Source organism: Pseudomonas sp. GYB4201, assembly GCF_056312595.1.
On record NZ_JBWGIG010000004.1, the window covers coordinates 68,611 to 86,620 of the forward strand.

13 protein-coding genes are annotated in these 18,010 nt (G+C 65.6%); 8 read left to right on the plus strand and 5 right to left on the minus strand.

The features are described from left to right. Nucleotides 1–93: 93 nt before the first annotated feature. Nucleotides 94–408: a quaternary ammonium compound efflux SMR transporter SugE gene (gene sugE, locus AC0Z2B_RS05090; RefSeq protein ID WP_416426351.1), complete on the plus strand. Its 315-nt coding sequence runs from the start codon at nt 94–96 to the stop codon at nt 406–408. Between the two features lie 17 nt (nt 409–425). On the opposite strand, the gene AC0Z2B_RS05095 is transcribed toward sugE, so the two are convergent. The 3 genes from AC0Z2B_RS05095 to AC0Z2B_RS05105 all read right to left on the minus strand — a co-directional run bounded on the left by AC0Z2B_RS05095 (nt 426) and on the right by AC0Z2B_RS05105 (nt 4,819). Continuing rightward, nucleotides 426–2,300, minus strand: coding sequence for an MFS transporter (locus tag AC0Z2B_RS05095; protein ID WP_476295412.1), 1,875 nt, complete (start codon nt 2,298–2,300; stop codon nt 426–428). 95 nt (nt 2,301–2,395) lie between these two features. Next, nucleotides 2,396–3,544: a TDT family transporter gene (locus AC0Z2B_RS05100; RefSeq protein WP_476295414.1), complete on the minus strand. Its 1,149-nt coding sequence runs from the start codon at nt 3,542–3,544 to the stop codon at nt 2,396–2,398. Nucleotides 3,545–3,634: 90 nt separating this feature from the next. Further along, nucleotides 3,635–4,819 carry an MFS transporter gene (locus AC0Z2B_RS05105; RefSeq protein ID WP_476295415.1) on the minus strand — a complete coding sequence of 395 codons (1,185 nt, stop codon included), beginning with the start codon at nt 4,817–4,819 and terminating at the stop codon, nt 3,635–3,637. Between the two features lie 88 nt (nt 4,820–4,907). On the opposite strand from AC0Z2B_RS05105, the gene AC0Z2B_RS05110 reads away from it, so the two are divergent. After that, nucleotides 4,908–5,468 (plus strand): TetR/AcrR family transcriptional regulator, encoded by a 561-nt coding sequence (locus AC0Z2B_RS05110; RefSeq protein ID WP_416426356.1) that lies wholly within the window; start codon nt 4,908–4,910, stop codon nt 5,466–5,468. Nucleotides 5,469–5,631: 163 nt separating this feature from the next. Continuing rightward, nucleotides 5,632–9,105, plus strand: a complete 3,474-nt coding sequence (locus AC0Z2B_RS05115; protein ID WP_476295416.1) for a hybrid sensor histidine kinase/response regulator — start codon at nt 5,632–5,634, stop codon at nt 9,103–9,105. Here AC0Z2B_RS05115 and AC0Z2B_RS05120 read toward each other — a convergent pair. After that, nucleotides 9,076–10,452, minus strand: coding sequence for a DNA recombination protein RmuC (locus AC0Z2B_RS05120; RefSeq protein WP_416427453.1), 1,377 nt, complete (start codon nt 10,450–10,452; stop codon nt 9,076–9,078). The two genes, AC0Z2B_RS05115 and AC0Z2B_RS05120, sit on opposite strands and share 30 nt — an antisense overlap. A gap of 1,204 nt (nt 10,453–11,656) precedes the next feature. On the opposite strand from AC0Z2B_RS05120, the gene AC0Z2B_RS05125 reads away from it, so the two are divergent. From AC0Z2B_RS05125 to AC0Z2B_RS05135, 3 genes are all read left to right on the plus strand, one after another. Further along, a complete protein-coding gene (locus tag AC0Z2B_RS05125; RefSeq protein ID WP_027977204.1) occupies nt 11,657–11,878 on the plus strand; it encodes a hypothetical protein in 222 nt (73 codons plus the stop codon). Nucleotides 11,879–12,589: 711 nt separating this feature from the next. Next, nucleotides 12,590–13,072, plus strand: coding sequence for a hypothetical protein (locus AC0Z2B_RS05130; RefSeq protein WP_476295417.1), 483 nt, complete (start codon nt 12,590–12,592; stop codon nt 13,070–13,072). 144 nt (nt 13,073–13,216) lie between these two features. Beyond that, nucleotides 13,217–14,488, plus strand: a complete 1,272-nt coding sequence (locus tag AC0Z2B_RS05135) for an OmpP1/FadL family transporter (protein ID WP_476295418.1) — start codon at nt 13,217–13,219, stop codon at nt 14,486–14,488. Nucleotides 14,489–14,539: 51 nt separating this feature from the next. Here AC0Z2B_RS05135 and AC0Z2B_RS05140 read toward each other — a convergent pair whose 3' ends face one another. Then, on the minus strand, nt 14,540–15,091 hold the full coding sequence (locus AC0Z2B_RS05140) for a glutathione peroxidase (protein WP_476295420.1): 552 nt from the start codon (nt 15,089–15,091) through the stop codon (nt 14,540–14,542). 132 nt (nt 15,092–15,223) lie between these two features. Between AC0Z2B_RS05140 and AC0Z2B_RS05145 the strand changes: the two genes are divergently transcribed. Beyond that, a complete protein-coding gene (locus tag AC0Z2B_RS05145) occupies nt 15,224–16,231 on the plus strand; it encodes a ligase-associated DNA damage response exonuclease (protein WP_476295422.1) in 1,008 nt (335 codons plus the stop codon). Next, nucleotides 16,228–17,877 carry an ATP-dependent DNA ligase gene (locus AC0Z2B_RS05150; RefSeq protein WP_476295424.1) on the plus strand — a complete coding sequence of 550 codons (1,650 nt, stop codon included), beginning with the start codon at nt 16,228–16,230 and terminating at the stop codon, nt 17,875–17,877. The genes AC0Z2B_RS05145 and AC0Z2B_RS05150 overlap by 4 nt, the downstream gene beginning before the upstream one ends. Nucleotides 17,878–18,010 lie beyond the last annotated feature (133 nt).

Sequence of the window (18,010 nt, forward strand, 5' to 3'; positions counted from 1 at the left end):
CTATAATGCGCATCGACGGGACGACCCGGCGATGCGTTTTTTTATTGCCCAGGGGACGACCCCATCACTGAAACTGGATGATGGAGCGTGCTCATGTCCTGGTTGATTCTGTTCTTCGCCGGCCTGTTCGAGGTGGGCTGGGCCATTGGCCTGAAATACACCGACGGCTTTTCCCGCCCCCTGCCTACCCTGCTCACCGTTGCCGCCATGGCGGCCAGCCTTGGCCTGCTGGGCCTGGCCATGCGCGACCTGCCGCTGGGCACCGCCTACGCCATCTGGACCGGCGTGGGCGCGGTGGGCACGGTGATCGCCGGCATCGTGCTGTTCGGCGAATCAGTGGCGCCCATGCGCATTGCCAGCGTGGCGCTGATCATCACCGGCCTGATTGGCCTGAAAATCAGCGCCTGACCCTCATTGCCTGCTGCTCAACGGCCGGCGCCGCGCAGCTCGCTCACCCGGGCGCGCAGCTGCGCCGGCACCGCGTCGTCGCCCTGCACCGGCTGCCCGGCCACCAGCACCACGCGCGACCACAAGCGGCGGAAGAAGCCCTTGGCCGGGTCGCGGCTGAAGAAACTGCCCCATAGCCCCAGCAACGCCAACGGCACCACCGGCACCGGGGTCTGCTCCAGCACCCGGGTCACGCCGCTCTTGAATTCGTCGATCTCGCCATCGGTGGTCAGCTTGCCCTCGGGGAAGATGCACACCAGCTCACCGTCGGCCAGGTACTGGGCGATGCGCTTGAACGCCTGCTCGTAGACCTGCGGGTCCTCGCTGCGCCCGGCGATGGGAACCGCCCCGGCGGTGCGGAAGATGAAGTTGAGCACCGGCAGGCGGAAGATCTTGTAGTACATCACGAAGCGAATCGGCCGCCGCACCGCGCCGCCAATCAGCAGCGCGTCGACGAACGACACGTGGTTGCACACCAGCAGCGCCGGGCCTTCGTCGGGAATGCGCTCGAGGTCGCGGTGCTCTACCCGGTACATGGAATGGCTGAGCAGCCAGATCATGAAACGCATGGTGAACTCGGGGACGATCTTGAAGATGTAGGCGTTGACGGCAATGTTCATCACCGACACCACCAGGAACAGCTGCGGAATCGACAGCTTGGCCACGCTCAGCAGGATGATGGAGATGATGGCCGACACCACCATGAACAACGCGTTGAGGATGTTGTTGGCGGCAATCACCCGCGCCCGCTCGTTCTCGGCGGTGCGCGACTGGATCAGCGCGTACAGCGGCACGATATAGAAGCCGCCGAACATGCCCAGGCCGAGAATATCCAGCAGCACCCACCAGGTGTGGCCGATGCCCAGCAGGGTCAGCCAGTCATTGGCCTGGGGCGCCAGGGCGAACTCGCCCGAATGCCACCACAGCAGCAGGCCGAACAGGGTCAGGCCGAACGAGCCGAACGGCACCAGGCCGATCTCCACCTTGCGCCCCGACAGCTTCTCGCACAGCACCGAACCCAGGGCGATGCCCACCGAGAACACCGTGAGAATCAGGGTGACCACGGTTTCATCGCCGTTGAGCCAGTCCTTGGCGTAGGCCGGAATCTGCGTCAGGTAGATAGCCCCGACGAACCAGAACCACGAGTTGCCCACCACCGAACGCGACACCGCAGGCGTCTGGTTCAGGCCCATTTTCAGCGTGGCCCAGGACTGACTGAAGATATTCCAGTCAAGCTTCAACCCCGGGGTGTCGGCCGCCGCGCGCGGAATGCCACGACTGGCCAGGTAGCCCAGCACCGCCACGCCGACGATCGCGGCGCTGACCAACGGCGCGTAGTGCGCCTGGGACATCAGCACGCCCGCGCTGATGGTGCCCGCCAGAATGGCCAGGAAGGTGCCCATTTCCACCAGGCCGTTGCCGCCCACCAGCTCTTCTTCGCGCAGGGCCTGGGGCATGATCGAGTACTTCACCGGGCCGAACAGCGCCGAATGGGTGCCCATGGCGAACAACGCCGCCAGCATCATCCACAGGTGGTCGAACAGGAAACCGGTGGCGCCCACGGCCATGATCACGATCTCGCCCAGCTTGATCAGGCGGATCAGCGCGTCCTTGTCGAATTTCTCGCCAAACTGCCCCGCCAGCGCGGAAAACAGGAAGAACGGCAGGATAAACAGCAGCGCACACAGGTTGACCCAGATGGAGCGGTCGCCGCCGATGCTCAATTTGTAGAGAATGGCCAGGATCAACGACTGCTTGAACACGTTGTCGTTGAAGGCCCCCAGGGACTGGGTGAGGAAAAACGGCAGGAAGCGCCGCTTGCCCAACAGGCTGAATTGCGAGGGGTGACTCATCGTCCTTTGCACCTTGGTGGCGCCGCTTGCGGCATAGGCTTTTGGCATTGGATGCGGCCTGCTGCCCTGCAAGCCACATCCGCCACCTAGATTACCTAAAGTTTGCGCGCCGCGATGCACGGCGACACAAACAGCTCGCCGCGCCAGGCACCGCCCAGGGTGCGCGCCATCACCACCGCCCACAACATCGCCAGGCAGGCCACCAGGCCCTGGCCGCACCAGGTGAAGAAGCCCAGGTGCAGTACGTTGCCCAGGCGCAGCGTGGCCAGGGTGTACACGCCCAACGGGAAGATGAACGCCCACCAGCCCAGGTTGAACGGCATGCCGCTGCGCAGGTAGCGCACGGTGATCAGCACCGCCAGCAGCATCCACCACAGGCCCATGCCCCAGAGGATCACCGCGCTGACCACGCCCAGGCCGTCGATCATGCTGCCCACGCCGGGCAGCACGCCGGCGGCGGCGAAAATCGCCGGGGCGTCACCCCCCAGCAGCAACATGCCCAGCGCGCCGGTACCGATGGGCCCCAGGGCCAGCCAGCTGGAAGCCGCCATGCTTTCATGGGGCAGCTTGTGCAGGGCCATACGCAGCATCAGGATGGTCAGGATGGCGAATGCCACCGGCACCGAGAACGCCCACAGCACGAAGCTGGTGATAAGCATGCCGAACTGCGCGGCCGGGTCTTGCAGGTGCGGGGCCAGCAGGCCGCCGCTGGCCGCAGCCACTTCGGCGGCCACCACCGGCAGCAGCCACACGGCGGTCATCTGGTCGATGCTGTGCTGCTGGCGGGTGAACATCAGGAACGGAATCCCCACCCCGCACAGCAGCGACAGGGCCACGTCCAGCCACCACAGCCCTTGCAGCCACGGCAGCGCGGCGTTGCCTGCCTGGGGCAAGGCGAACAGCACGAAGCCGTTGATCAGGGTGGCCAGGGCCATGGGAATGGTGCCGATGAACATCGACACGGTGGAATGCCCGAAAATGCGCCGCGCCTCGTCGAAGAACAGCACCCAGCGCGCGCCATACAGTGCGGTGAACACGCCAAACAGCACGGCCGCCAGCAGCCACAGGCCATGGGCCAGGCCGTGCACCAGCGGCCAGCCGGCCGGCAATTGCGCCAGGGCCAGGGCCAGCACACCGGTGCCCATGACCACGGCGAACCAGTTGGGGGTGAATTGGCGAATCACTTCGCGGGGGTGCTGAAGCGCACTGAACGGCCGGGTGGCCAGGGGAATCGGGCGTTGCATGATGGGGTCTCCTGTCCTCGTGTGAGGTCAGGCCATGCTAGCCGTCCTTGGCTTATCTGCTAAACGGGTAGTTTCGCTATAGGTCATCGATTATGCAGATATAGCCCGTGCATCCCGGCGCAGCCACATGCCCAGCAGGGCGGCCAGGCACAGGGCAATCTGCAGCAGGCCGTAGCCTTCGCTAGTGGCCAGCAAGCCAACGCTGCGCACCAGGAAACCCGCCAGGATGGCCGGCACGCAGAACGCCAGGTAGCTGAGCACGTAGAAGGTCGACATCAGCCCGGCGCGCTCGTGGGCGTGGGCCAGGGGCAGCACGCTGCGGGCCGAGCCGAGGAAGCCGCTGCCGAAACCGGCGCCGGCGATCACCGCACCGATGAAGAACAGCATCAGCACCTGCTGGCTGGCCGCCACCAATACCAGCGCCACACCGATGGGCAGCAGCACGGTGCCCAGGCGCAGCACCTTGTCAGCGGCGCTGGCGCGCAGGGCATAGATCGCCGCCGCGCCGCTGAGGGTCAGGGTTGCCACCAGCGCGCCGCCGATCAGGTTCGAGGTGGCGCCCGTGGCCGCGCGCACCAGTGACGGTGCCAGCGACAGGAAGAAGCCCCCGGTCATCCACACCGCGGTGTTCACCGGCAGCATGCGCCACACCGCCGCGCGGGCCTGGGCGGGCACGGCCAGGCGTGGGCGCAGCGACGCCAGCGCGCCGGGCTGGGCGCTGACGCTTTCCGGCAGCCACACCAGCAAACCCGCCTGCGCTACCAGCAGCACCAGCAGCACGATGTACACCAGGCTCAGCGGCATGGGCGCGTACTGCACCAGCAGGCCGCTACCCAGGCCACCCAGCGCCATGCCCAGCAGCGGCGCCAGGCTGTTGAGCAGCGGGCCTTTCTGCCGGTCGTTGTCCAGCAGCGCAGCGCCCAGGGAGCTGGTGGCCATGCCCGTGGCGAAGCCCTGGAGGATGCGCGCGGCCAGCAGCCAATTGACGTCGCGGGCGTAGATAAAGCCCAGCATCGACACCATGTTCAGCACCAGCGCCATGCGCAGCACCGGCCGCCGGCCGATATAATCCGACAACGCGCCCACAGTCAGCAGCGCTGCCAGAAGAGCCAGGGCGTAGACGCCGAAGATCATCGTCAGCATGCCCGGCGAAAACTGCCAGGCCTCCTGGTACAGATGGTACAGCGGCGTCGGCGCGCTGGAGGCGGCCAGGAAGGTCAGCAGCACCACCGAGAGGTAGGCCAGGCTGTTTCTCGCAGAGAAGACGTTGGACATGGCGGGCTCCGTAAAGCTAATTTATTGCGTTAGTGGAGTCTGCACCTGCTTCGCGCTTAAAGCAAACGCTTTGTGTTAAGGTACATGCATGGCTATCAAAGAAGGTATTCGCACGGGCGGCCGCAGTGCCCGTGTGCAAGAGTCCGTACACGCGGCCGTCCGCGCCCTGCTGCAAGAGCAGGAGCGCGACACCCTCACCGTGCCGCTGATCGCCAGCCGCGCCGGCGTCACCCCGTCGACCATCTACCGGCGCTGGGGCGAGCTGGCCGCGCTGCTGGCCGACGTCAGCCTGGCGCGCCTGCGCCCCGACAGCGACCCTGCCGACACCGGCACCCTGCGCGGCGACCTGCTGGCCTGGGCCGAGCAGTACCTGGACGAGATGAACTCGGAGCCGGGGCGCAACATGATGCGCGACTTCATCGCCAGCGGCTGCTCGTTCCAGTGCGCCACCGTGCTGCGCGGCCAGCTGCAGACCATCATCGAGCGCGCCAGGCTGCGCGGCGACACCGCGCCCGATGCCGACCACCTGCTGAACCTGATCGTCGCCCCGGTGGTGTACCGCATCCTGTTCGCCGAATCGGCGCCCAGCATCGAGCAGATGCACGAGCTGGTGGACCTGAGCCTGGCCTGCGACCTTCGTCGCCGCTGACGCGCCGCCCCGCGCCATGCGAGACTGAACGCACCACGCTACCCCGTAGCAGCGGCCGCCAGGCCGCGTCCTGGCCCACCCGGTCTTCCTGCCCCGGCGCGTCGCCGGTGACGCGGCCTGTGGCCGCTGCTACGGGAGCCCTTCCTTTGCAACGGAGCCTTTGATGTCGCTGTCCAGCGGGCTGATCGCCGCGGTTGCCCTGGCCTACATGGCCGTCATGTTCGCCATTGCCTTCTACGGCGACCGGCGCGCCACGCCGTTGTCGCCGCGCCTGCGCGCCTGGGTGTACAGCCTGTCGCTGGCGGTGTATTGCACCAGCTGGACCTTCTTCGGCGCCGTCGGCCAGGCCGCCGAGCAGCTGTGGGCGTTCCTGCCCATCTACCTGGGGCCGGTGCTGCTGATGGTGTTCGCGCCGTGGGTGCAGCAGAAGATGATCTTGATCAGCAAACAGGAAAACATCACCTCCATCGCCGACTTCATCGCCGCCCGCTACGGCAAGTCGCAATCGCTGGCGGTGGTGGTGGCGCTGATTTGCCTGGTGGGCGTGCTGCCGTACATCGCCTTGCAGCTCAAGGGCATCGTGCTCGGCGTGAACCTGCTGATCGGCGCCGGCGCCGACGCCAGTGGGACCCGCGTGCAGGATACGGCCCTGGTGGTGTCGCTGGTGCTGGCGCTGTTCACCATTGTCTTCGGCACCCGCAGCCTGGACGTCACCGAGCACCACCGCGGCATGGTCCTGGCCATCGCCTTCGAGGCCCTGGTCAAGCTGTTCGCCTTCATGGGCGTGGGCGCCTTCATCACCTACGGCCTCTACGATGGTTTCGACGACCTGCTCAGCCAGGCCAGCCTGGCGCCGCGCCTGGAAACCTATTGGCAGGAGACCATCAACTGGCCGTCCATGGTGGTGCAGACCGGCGTGGCGTTGATGGCGATGATCTGCCTGCCCCGCCAGTTCCACGTCACCGTGGTGGAGAACATCGAGCCCCAGGACCTGCGCCTGGCGCGCTGGGTATTCCCCGCCTACCTGGTGCTGGCCGCGCTGTTCGTGGTGCCCATCGCCCTGGCCGGGCAACTGCGCCTGCCCAGCTCGGTAATTCCCGATTCCTTCGTCATCAGCCTGCCCCTGGCCGAATCCCACCCGGCCCTGGCGCTGCTGGCGTTCATCGGTGGCGCCAGCGCCGCCACCGGCATGGTCATCGTCGCCAGCGTGGCGCTGTCGACCATGGTCTCCAACGACATGCTGCTGCCGTGGCTGCTGCGCCGGCAGAGCGCCGAGCGGCCGTTCGAGGTGTTCCGCCACTGGATGCTGTCGGTGCGCCGCATCAGTATCGTGATGATCCTGTTGCTCGCCTACGTCAGCTACCGCCTGCTGGGCAGCACCGCCAGCCTGGCCACCATCGGCCAGATCGCCTTCGCCGCCGTGGCCCAGTTGGCGCCGGCCATGCTGGGGGCGTTGTACTGGAAAAAAGCCAACCGCCGCGGCGTGTTCGCCGGCCTTGCCGCTGGCACCTTCGTGTGGTTCTACACCCTGGTGCTGCCACTGGCGGCCCACAGCCTGGGCCTGTCGCTGCATGTGTTCCCGGGCCTGGCCTGGCTGCACGACGACGCCATGGGCCTGCCGATCACGCCGCTGACCCTGGGCGTGGTGTTGTCGCTCGCCGGCAACTTCACCCTCTTCGCCTGGGTCTCGGCACTGTCGCGCACGCGCGTCTCGGAGCACTGGCAGGCCGGCCGCTTCATCGGCCAGGAAACCAGCGCCCGCCCCGGCGGCCGCTTGCCGCTGTCGGTGCAGATCGAAGACCTGCTGACCCTGGCGTCGCGCTTCGTCGGCGAAGAGCGGGCGCGCCAGAGCTTCATCCGCTTCGCCTACCGCCAAGGCATCGGCTTCGACCCCAGCCAAAGCGCCGACAACGACTGGATCGCCCACACCGAGCGCCTGCTGGCCGGCGTGCTGGGCAGTTCCTCGACCCGTGCGGTGGTGCGCGCGGCCATCGAAGGCCGCGACATGCAGCTGGAAGATGTAGTCAAGATCGCCGACGAAGCCAGCGAAGTGCTTCAGTTCAACCGGGCGCTGCTGCAGGGCGCCATCGAGAACATCAGCCAGGGCGTGAGCGTGGTCGACCAGTCGCTGCACCTGGTGGCCTGGAACCGGCGCTACCTGGAACTGTTCAACTACCCCGACGGCCTGATCAGCGTCGGGCGGCCCATTGCCGACATCATCCGCTACAACGCCGAGCGCGGCCTGTGTGGCCCCGGCGAGGCCGAGGTGCACGTGGCGCGCCGCCTGCACTGGATGCGCCAGGGCCGTGCGCACACCTCCGAACGGCTGTTCCCCAATGGCCGGGTTATCGAGCTGATCGGCAACCCCATGCCCGGCGGCGGCTTCGTCATGAGCTTCACCGACATTACCGCGTTCCGCGAGGCCGAACAGGCCCTGACCGCCGCCAACGAGGGCCTGGAGCAGCGGGTGGCGGAGCGCACCCACGAGCTGTCGCAGCTCAACCAGGCGCTGACCCAGGCCACCAACACCGCCGAAGCCGCCAACCAGTCGAAGACACGCTTCCTGGCCGCGGTCAGCCATGACCTGATGCAACCGCTGAACGCTGCGCGGCTGTTCTCGGCGGCGCTGTCGCACCAGGGCGACGGCCTGTCCGGCGAAGCGCAGCAACTGGTGCAGCACCTCGACAGCTCGCTGCGCTCGGCCGAGGACCTGATCAGCGACCTGCTGGACATCTCGCGCCTGGAGAACGGCAAGATCACCCCGGACAGCAAGCCCTTCGCCCTGGGTGACCTGTACGACACCCTGGGCGCCGAGTTCAAGGCCCTGGCCCAGGAGCAAGGCCTGGCGTTCCACCTGCGCTCGTCGAAGCTGCGGGTGAACAGCGACATCAAGCTGCTGCGGCGTATTTTGCAGAACTTCCTGACCAACGCCTTCCGCTACGGCAAGAGCCCGATCCTGCTGGGCGTGCGCCGCCAGGGTGACGCCCTGAGCCTGGAGGTGTGGGACCGCGGCCCGGGCATTCCCGAGGACAAGCTGCAGGTGATCTTCGAGGAGTTCAAGCGCCTGGACAGCCACCAGACCCGCGCCGAGAAGGGCCTTGGCCTGGGCCTGGCGATTGCCGACGGCCTGTGCCGGGTGCTGGGCCACAGCCTGCGGGTGCGCTCATGGCCGGGCAAGGGCAGCGTGTTCAGCGTGCGCGTGCCGCTGGCGGCCGCCGAAACCAGCGCGCCAGTTACCGCCATCGCCAGCAAGGGCCAGGACCTCACCGGCCTGCAGGTGCTGTGCGTGGACAACGAGGACAGCATTCTCATGGGCATGCACAGCCTGCTCAGCCGCTGGGGCTGCCAGGTGTTCACCGCTCGCGACCGCGCCACTTGCAGCCAGCTGCTGGCCCAGGGTATGCGCCCGCACCTGGCGCTGGTGGATTTTCACCTGGACGAAGGCGACACCGGCCCGCAGCTGATGGCCTGGCTGCGCGCGCAATTGGGCGCGCCCCTGCCGGGCATGGTGATCAGCGCCGACGGCCGCCCCGAGATACTGGCCCAAGTGCACGCCGCCGGCCTCGATTACCTGGCCAAACCGGTGAAACCGGCGGCCCTGCGCGCCTTACTGAACCGGCACCTCAGCCGGCAGTGAGGCGCCCTCGGCGTCGGTCATGGCGCGCTCCAGCAGGTCGGCCGGCAGGCTCTTGCTGGCGCGGGCGCCCAGCAGCTTGAGCTGCTCGGTGCGGCTGACCAGGTTGCCGCGGCCGTCAGTGAGCTTGTTGCGCGCCGCGCTGTAGGCCTTGTCCAACTGCTGCAGGCGGTTGCCCACCTCGTCCAGGTCCTGGATGAACAGCACGAACTTGTCGTACAGCCAGCCGGCGCGCTCGGCGATCTCCCGGGCGTTCTGGCTCTGGCGCTCCTGTTTCCACAGGCTGTCGATCACCCGCAGGGTGGCCAGCAGCGTGGTCGGGCTGACGATGACGATCTGCCGGTCGAAGGCCTCCTGGAACAGGTTCGGCTCGGCCTGCAACGCCGCCGAGAACGCCGCCTCGATAGGCACGAACAGCAGGACGAAATCCAGGCTGTGCAAGCCTTCCAGGCGGTTGTAGTCCTTGCCCGACAAGCCCTTGACGTGGTTGCGCAGCGACAGCACGTGCTGCTTGAGCGCCGTCTGCGCCACCGCCGGGTCATCGGCGCTGATGTACTGCTGGTACGCCGTGAGGCTGACCTTGGAGTCCACCACCACCTGCTTGTCGCCCGGCAGCATGATCAGCACGTCCGGCTGGAAGCGCTCGCCGTCGGGCCCCTTGAGGCTGACCTGGGTCTGGTACTCGCGGCCCTTCTCCAGGCCCGCATGCTCGAGCACACGCTCCAGGATCAGCTCGCCCCAGTTGCCCTGGGTCTTCTGCCCCTTGAGGGCCTGGGTAAGGTTGGTGGCCTCGTCGCTCAGGCGCTGGTTGAGCTGCTGCAGGCGTTCCAGTTCCTTGCCCAGGGAGAAGCGCTCGCGGGCCTCCTGCTGGTAGCTTTCCTCCACGCGCTTCTCGAACGACTGGATGCGTTCCTTCAGCGGGTCCAGCAGTTGCCCCAGGCGCTGCTGGCTGGTCTCGGCGAAGCGCTGTTCGCGCTCGTCGAAGATTTTCCCGGCCAGCTCGGCGAACTGCGCCCGCAGCTCGTCGCGCGAGCCCTGCAGGTCGGTGAGGCGCTGCTGGTGGCTGTCCTGCTGCTCGCGCAGTTCGGCCTGCAGTGCCGCGCACTGGGCATCCAGGCGGCGCAACTCGCCTTCCTTGCCGCTGCGCTCGATATTCCAGGCGTGGGCGGCATCGCGGGCGTTGTCGCGCTCGATCTGCAGCAGGTCCAGCTCACGCCCCTGAGCCGCCAGTTCCGCCTGCTTGACCGCGTTGGCCTGGGACAGGTCGCTGACTTCGTCGCGGCTGGCATCGAGCTGCGCGCTCAGGCCGTCCTGGGCCAGCTGCGCGGTGGTCAGGCGCTCCTGCCACAGCGCCGCCTCGGCGCTCAAGGCGCTCAGGCGACGCTGTATGCCCCAGGCCAGCGCCAGGCTCGGCGCCCCCGCCAGCAGCAAGCCGAGCAACAGGCTGGTGATGTCAAATGCCATTTCAAATTCCACCGCGTTCTAACAAAGGTCACAGTCTGAGCGAAGCGACGACTGGCGGCAAACCCGTGCAGGCGAATGCCTCCGGTCGGGCGATAGCCGCACGTTTTTGCATCGGTTGGAAAAAAAAATATCAGCGCCCGGCCAATGAAATTTTACCCCCTCCCACCATTGACAAAATCCGCTGGCGACTTGGTAAGAAACATGAAATATCCGGGTACGCCCGTGCTAGAGCAAGCGCTCGGGACAATCCACAGAAGCTGTGGATAAGTCAGTGGACAACCGCCCTTCCCCGCCCGCAAACCCTTGTAGAATAGGGCCTCCAGTCAAACTGTCGATTTTTTCACCAGTTAAAAAAAGCGTTTTTTTTCATTGACTTAAATTTTCAATGCGGCGTAGGGGAACTTTCGGCAAGGCGTTTGCAGGGACATGACGGTTTCATTGCCGCATGTGTACAACCGCCCTGAATGGAGGCACGGGGCCGCACCATTTTCGTACTCCCTGTCAAGCGTGGGGCGCGAAAAAGCGACTTCAGGGGCTTCACAGGTCGAGTTTTTGTAGGCAAACTGGTCTGCTGCTGATCTGGCGCACAAGGGTGTACCGAGGCCCGCCGGTGATACAGCAGGTGAATTGAAAAAACACTTGCAAGTCAGCCAGGCTATCAGGTAGGCTTGCCACTGTTAGTACCAAGCTGAAAGTCAATTTCTGGTCGACACAGTCCTCCAGCACGTCGTTCGCAGCAAAGCGAACCCCCTGCTGAAACAGCGGACCCGACCTACTCGATGGTTTCCAGGTAAACACTTCACGAGCCGTGGCCAACGCCAGGCATCGCTGACAAGCCTCTTTACTCTGACCTAACCAACCTGCTGATTGATCAGGATCTTCACCCACGGGCAGCGAACCTTTGCCCCGGTGTGTTGCCTGTCCTCCTAAGTACCTACCGGTCAGCCCAAGCGCCACATTTTAAATGCGCTCACACTGGCTGCTTTGTTCCAGTCAGGTTCTTCGTCCGGCCAATGGTGGCCCGCGTTACTGGAACGTTTTTAGTGTGCACGGATCATATCCGTGTCTTTTGCAGGAACATCCAATAACTATGAACACTATTCATACCCAAGACGCCATGCGCACCCTGACTGACGCCTTCGCACCGCTGAACTGCCTGATCATGGCAGCTCGCAAAGGCTGCTTCAGCTTCACCGTCGTCAACGAGCACGGTATTGCCCGCCACAGCGAACGCCTGTACCCGGAGCAATACTCCAGCGCCGAGCCGCTGCAGGCCGTGATCGACCGTACGCGCCAGGCACTGGTCGCCTAAAGCGCCCAGGCTGCACCCAAGGCCCCGCCATGAGCGGGGCTTTTTTATGGGTGATCATTTAACGCGCCCTGTAGCAGCCGCCGAAGGCGGCGTCCGGGCTCACCGCGGCGTGCCGGGAACAGCGCGGCGCCTTGGACGCGGCCTGCGGCCGCTGCTACGAAAACCGTGTTGGGTGCATGCGCCCCTGTAGCAGCCGCCGAAGGCGGCGTCCGGGCTCGCCGCGGTGTGCCGGGAATAGCGCGGCGCCTTGGACGCGGCCTGCGGCCGCTGCTACGGAAACCGTGTTGTGTGCACGCGCCCCTGTAGAGCCGCCGAAGGCGGCGTCCGGGCTCACCGCGGCGTGCCGGGAACAGCGCGGCGCCTTGGACGCGGCCTGCGGCCGCTGCTACGGAAACCGCGTTGCGTGCACGCGCACCTGTAGCAGCCGCCGAAGGCAGCGTCCGGGCTTACCACGGCGTGCCGGGAGCAGCGCGGCGCCTTGGACGCGGCCTACGGCCGCTGCTACGTGCTGCAAGCCGGTTTCTTTATCACCTGAGGGCATATGCGCCGCCACCTCAAACGGGCAAATAATTTAAAAACAGCCCTTTACAGCACAAATATGACACTACACTTCAATTCAAGCGGCCCCACGCCGCTTCCGGCGGAGCCATCCGATTCACTGCTGCCAAGCACCCAGGTTCCGTCGGCCAGACAGAGAGGTCGAAGGGTTTTATGGGGATCGCCGCACGGGAATTGAGCCAGTACGTGATACGCCCGACGCTGCTGTACCTGGGCCGTCACTGCGCTACCGCCGAGGCCTTGCTGTTGGGCGTGGCGGCCAGCCAATCGGCCCTGGGCACCGCCCTGCACGATCGTCGTGGCCACGGCCTGTACCGCATCGGCGCGTTGCGCCACCAGGCCTTGTGGGACCATTACCTGGCCCTGGACCCCGATTTGGCCAGCCTCGTGAGGGGGCTCGCCAGCCAGCATGCTTTTTTAAGTGGCCCGCATCAGGAATTGACCGTCAACCTTCGGTACGCCACAGCTATTGCCTGGCTGTTGATCGAAGAGCAGAAAACGCCCTTGCCACAGGCCGATGATGTTATCGGCATGGCCAGAATATGGCGCCAAACCTTCCAACCCCAGGGTCGTTTAAGGGATTTCACCGCCGCCTGGGCAAGCTGCATCACCATTACTGACAGATTAGCCAGCTGAAGATCATGGCATAACGCCAGCTTATAAGCCTCCAGCCTGGTCGGATTGTCCTACAAAACCGCTCTATCTCCTGCGATACGGGCTATAGCGCCGCGGCGAAAATGTTGGTAGTTTTCGCTTCGGTGATCACATGGAGTTCTAATAATGAAAAAAGTAATGCTCAAGACCACAATCAGCATCGCCGTCGCACTCGCCTCTACCCAGCTGTTCGCCAGTGGCTTTGCCATCAACGAAACCAGCATCAGCGGCATGGGCACCGGCTTCGCCGGCCGTTCGTCTTCTGCCGATGACGCCAGCACCATCTACGGCAACCCTGCCGGCATGTCGCGCCTCAAGAAAGCCCAAGCCACCGTGGGTGCGGCCGTGATTGACGCGAAGACCGACATCAGCGACACCAAGGCCACCCTGGGGGGCAAAGAGGGTGGCGACATGGTGCCGGTGACTACCGTGCCCATGGGTTACTACGTACAGCCAATCGATGACCACTGGGCCTTCGGTGTCGGCTTCTACGTGCCGTTCGGCCTGATCACCGACTACCACAGCGACTTCGCTGGCCGTTACTACGCCAACAAGAGCAAGGTCTCGGTCATGACCTTCCAGCCTACCGTCAGCTATGCGTTCAACGATATCGTGTCGATCGGTTTCGGCCCGACCATCAACCGCATCGACGGCGAGCTGAGCTCCATGGTGCCCAACTCCTTTACCCCCGGCACCAACGACGGCAAGGTGAAGATCAACGGCAACGACACCGCCATCGGCTTCAACGCCGGTATCCTGGTGCAGGCCACGCCAACCACCAGCCTGGGCCTGACCTACCACTCCAAGGTGGACTACCACCTGGACGGCGACACCAAGGTCACCGGCGGCACCTTCAGCCTGCTGGGCCTGAGCGGCCACAGCTACGACGCCTCGCTGGACCTGGACACCCCGGAATCCGTGGACTTCTCCGTGACCCAGAAGCTGGGTGACGACTGGACCGTGTACGCCGGCAGCACCTGGACCCGCTGGAGCCGCCTGAAAGACATCACCGTGGAGAACAAAGGCGTGCCTGCGCTGCTGTCGGGCTCGCTGAGCACCATCACCGAAGAGCAGAACTGGCACGACACCTGGGCCCACGCCATCGGTGCCGCCTACCAGCTGAACAAGGAAGTGGTGCTGCGCGCCGGTTACTCGGTTGACCAGTCGCCTACCAACAACGTCGACCGTTCGCCACGCATCCCTACCGGCGACCGCCAGGCCGTCAGCTTCGGCGTTGGCTACACCCCAGTGGAAAACATCACCCTGGACTTCGCCTACTCCTACCTGTGGGAAGAGACCGTGAAGATCAACGAAGTGTCGGCTACCAAGCTGGCCTACAGCTCCAAGTACAAGAACAGCGCCAGCGGCTTCGGTACCTCGATTACCTACCGCTTCTGATTCACGTACCTGCAGCACGAAAAAACCCGCCTCGGCGGGTTTTTTCATGCCTCAGGGTTTTGAGGCGATGGCTTTTTCCACCGCGGCGATCAGGTCCGGGTCGTCGGGCTTGGTGATGCTGGAAAAGCTGGCCACCACATTGCCCTGGCGGTCCACCACGTACTTGTAGAAATTCCACTTGGGCGCGCTACTTTGCTCCGCCAGTACCTTGAACAAGTGGGTAGCGTCCGAGCCGCGCACGGGCGCCGGCTGGGTCATGGTGAAAGTGACGCCGTAGTTGGCGTAGCAGACCTTGGCGGTCTCGGCGCTGTCCTGGGCCTCCTGCTTGAAGTCATTGGACGGCACGCCGATCATTTCCAGGCCCTTGTCCTTGTAGCGAATGTACAAGCCTTCCAGCCCGCTAAACTGCGGGGCGAAGCCGCAGTAGCTGGCGGTGTTGACCACCACCAGCGGCTTGCCGGCAAAGCGCTGGCACAGGTCGATGGCCTCCTTGCCGCGCAGTTTGGTCATCTGCCCTTGCAGCAGTTCCGGGCAATCGGCGGCCAGCACCGGCCCACTGGCGGCAAGCATCAAGAGCGGAACCGTTATCCAGCGCAGGTTCATGGCAGCCATCCTCAGTGATTTGAAGTTCCAACCTACCCTCACTCACGCGCCTAAGCAAACACACACAAATTGCGAACTTCCGGCGCCAGCGGCGCCTCTGACGAATAAGCCCCCTGCCACAGGCCGCCGCCCATGGACCTTGTCATTGCCCGCCCCGAAGGCCTGTACTGCCCGCCCGGGGACTTCTACATCGACCCCTGGCGACCGGTCGAACGCTCGGTGATCACCCACGGCCATGGCGACCACGCGCGCACCGGCAACAGCCATTACCTGGCCGCCAGCCCCGGCGCCGGCATTCTGCGCGCCAGGCTAGGCGCCGACATCAACCTGCAGACCCTGGCCTACGGCGAGCGCCTGGTGCACCACGGCGTTACTCTCAGCTTCCACCCGGCCGGCCACGTGCTGGGCTCGGCGCAGGTGCGCCTGGAGTACCAGGGCGAGGTGTGGGTGGCCTCCGGCGACTACAAGGTGGAAGCCGACGGCACCTGCGCGCCCTTTGAGCCCGTGCGTTGCCATACCTTTATCACCGAATCCACCTTCGGCCTGCCCATCTACCGCTGGCAGCCGCAACAGCAAATCTTCGCCGAAATAGATGACTGGTGGCGGGCCAATGCCCAGGCCGGCAAGGCCAGCGTGCTGTTCGCCTACGCGTTCGGCAAGGCCCAGCGCATCCTCCACGGCATCGATGCCAGCATTGGCCCGATCCTGGTGCACGGGGCCGTCGAGCCGCTGAACCGGGTGTACCGCGAGGGCGGCATCCACATTCCCCAGACCCAGTACGCCGGCGACTTCAAGAAGACCGACCCGGCCCTGCGCCAGGCGCTGATCCTGGCCCCGCCCTCGGCCGGCGGCAGCACCTGGATGCGCCGTTTCGGCGACTACAGCGACGCCTTCGCCAGCGGCTGGATGCGCCTGCGCGGCACCCGCCGGCGGCGTGGCGTGGACCGCGGCTTCGTGCTGTCCGACCACGCCGACTGGCCCGGCCTGCTGTGGGCCATCGAGCAGACCGGCGCCGAACGGGTCATGGTCACCCACGGCTCGGTGGCGGTGCTGGTGCGCTACCTGCGCGACCTGGGGCTGGACGCCCAAGGCTTTACCACCGAGTACGGCAATGAAGACGAGGAGCAAGCCAGCGCATGAAAGCCTTTGCCGAACTCTACGGGCGCCTGGATGAAACCACCTCCACCAATGCCAAGCGCGACGCGCTGCTGGCCTACTTCAGCCAGGCCGACGCCGCCGACGCCGCCTGGGCGGTGTATTTCCTTTCCGGTGGCCGCCCGCGCCAGCTGGTGCCCAGCCGCGTGCTGCGCGACATCGCGGTGAACACCAGTGGCCTGCCCGAGTGGTTGTTCGAGGAAAGCTACCAGGCGGTCGGCGACCTGGCCGAGACCTTTTCCCTGCTGCTGCCGGAAACCGCCCACAGCAGCGACCAGGGCCTGGCCTGGTGGGTGGAAGAAGCCTTGCTGCCCCTGCGCGGCCTGCCGCCGGAGGCACTGGCCGAGCGCCTGCCGCAGCTATGGGCGCAACTGGACCGGCAGAGCCTGATGGTGTGCCTGAAGCTGATCACCGGCAGCTTCCGCGTGGGCGTGTCGAAACTGCTGGTAACCCGCGCCCTGGCGCAGTTGGCCGACATCGACAGCAAGCGCGTGGCCCAGCGCCTGGTGGGCTACACCGACCTGTCCCACCGGCCCACCGCCGACAGCTACCGCACGCTGATCGCCGCCGAATCCGCCGACGAACACGCCCAGCGCGGCGGCCAGCCCTACCCGTTTTTCCTCGCCCACTCGCAGCAGCAACCGGTGGACCAGTTCGACGCCCTGCTGGGGCCGGTCGACGCCTGGCAGGTGGAGTGGAAATGGGACGGCATCCGTGCGCAACTGGTCAAGCGCGACGGCCGCCTGTGGATCTGGTCCCGCGGCGAAGAACTGGTCAGCGAACGCTTCCCGGAGCTGATGGCGCTGGAGCACAGCCTGCCCGACGGCACCGTCATCGACGGCGAGATTGTGGTGTGGAAAGCCGACGCCCAGCCCCAGGTACAGCCCTTCGCCCTGCTGCAGCAACGCATCGGCCGCAAGACCCTGGGCAAGAAGCTGCTGGAAGAGGTGCCCGTGGTGGTCCTGGCCTATGACCTGCTGGAATGGCAGGGCCACGACTGGCGCAGCCGGCCCCAGGGGCAACGGCGCGCCGAACTGGAGCGCCTGGTGGCGGCCACGCTGGCGCCCGTGCTGCAGCTGTCGCCGCTGCTGCACGGCGAGACCTGGCTGGACCTGGGCCGCCTGCGCGAACAGTCGCGGCGCCTGGGCGTGGAAGGCATGATGCTCAAGGCCCGCGACGCCCTGTATGGCGTGGGCCGCACCAAGGACATGGGCACCTGGTGGAAATGGAAGGTCGACCCCTTCAGCGTCGACGCCGTGCTGATCTACGCCCAGGCCGGCCACGGCCGCCGCGCCAGCCTGTACAGCGACTACACCTTCGCCGTGTGGGACGGCCCGCCCGAGGCCAGCGAGCGCACCCTGGTGCCGTTCGCCAAGGCCTACTCGGGGCTGACCGACGAGGAAATGCGCCAGGTCGACGCCATCGTGCGCAAGACCACGGTGGAAAAATTCGGCCCGGTGCGCAGCGTGCGCCCCACCCTGGTGTTCGAGCTGGGTTTCGAGGGCATTGCCCTGTCAAAACGTCATAAAAGCGGCATTGCCGTACGTTTTCCGCGCATGTTGCGTTGGCGGCATGACAAGCCGGTGGAAGAAGCCGATAGTCTGGCTACGCTGCAAGACCTGTTGAGCTGATTGCCCACTTTTGGGGCGCGTTTGCAGGGCTGCCCGATTTTGGGCAGGCCGCCGCGCCAGAGCCTTCCGGGCGCCCCATTTAAACGCTCGTTCGGGTACTGTGGTGCGAAAATTGCTATCAGAATGATGTCTG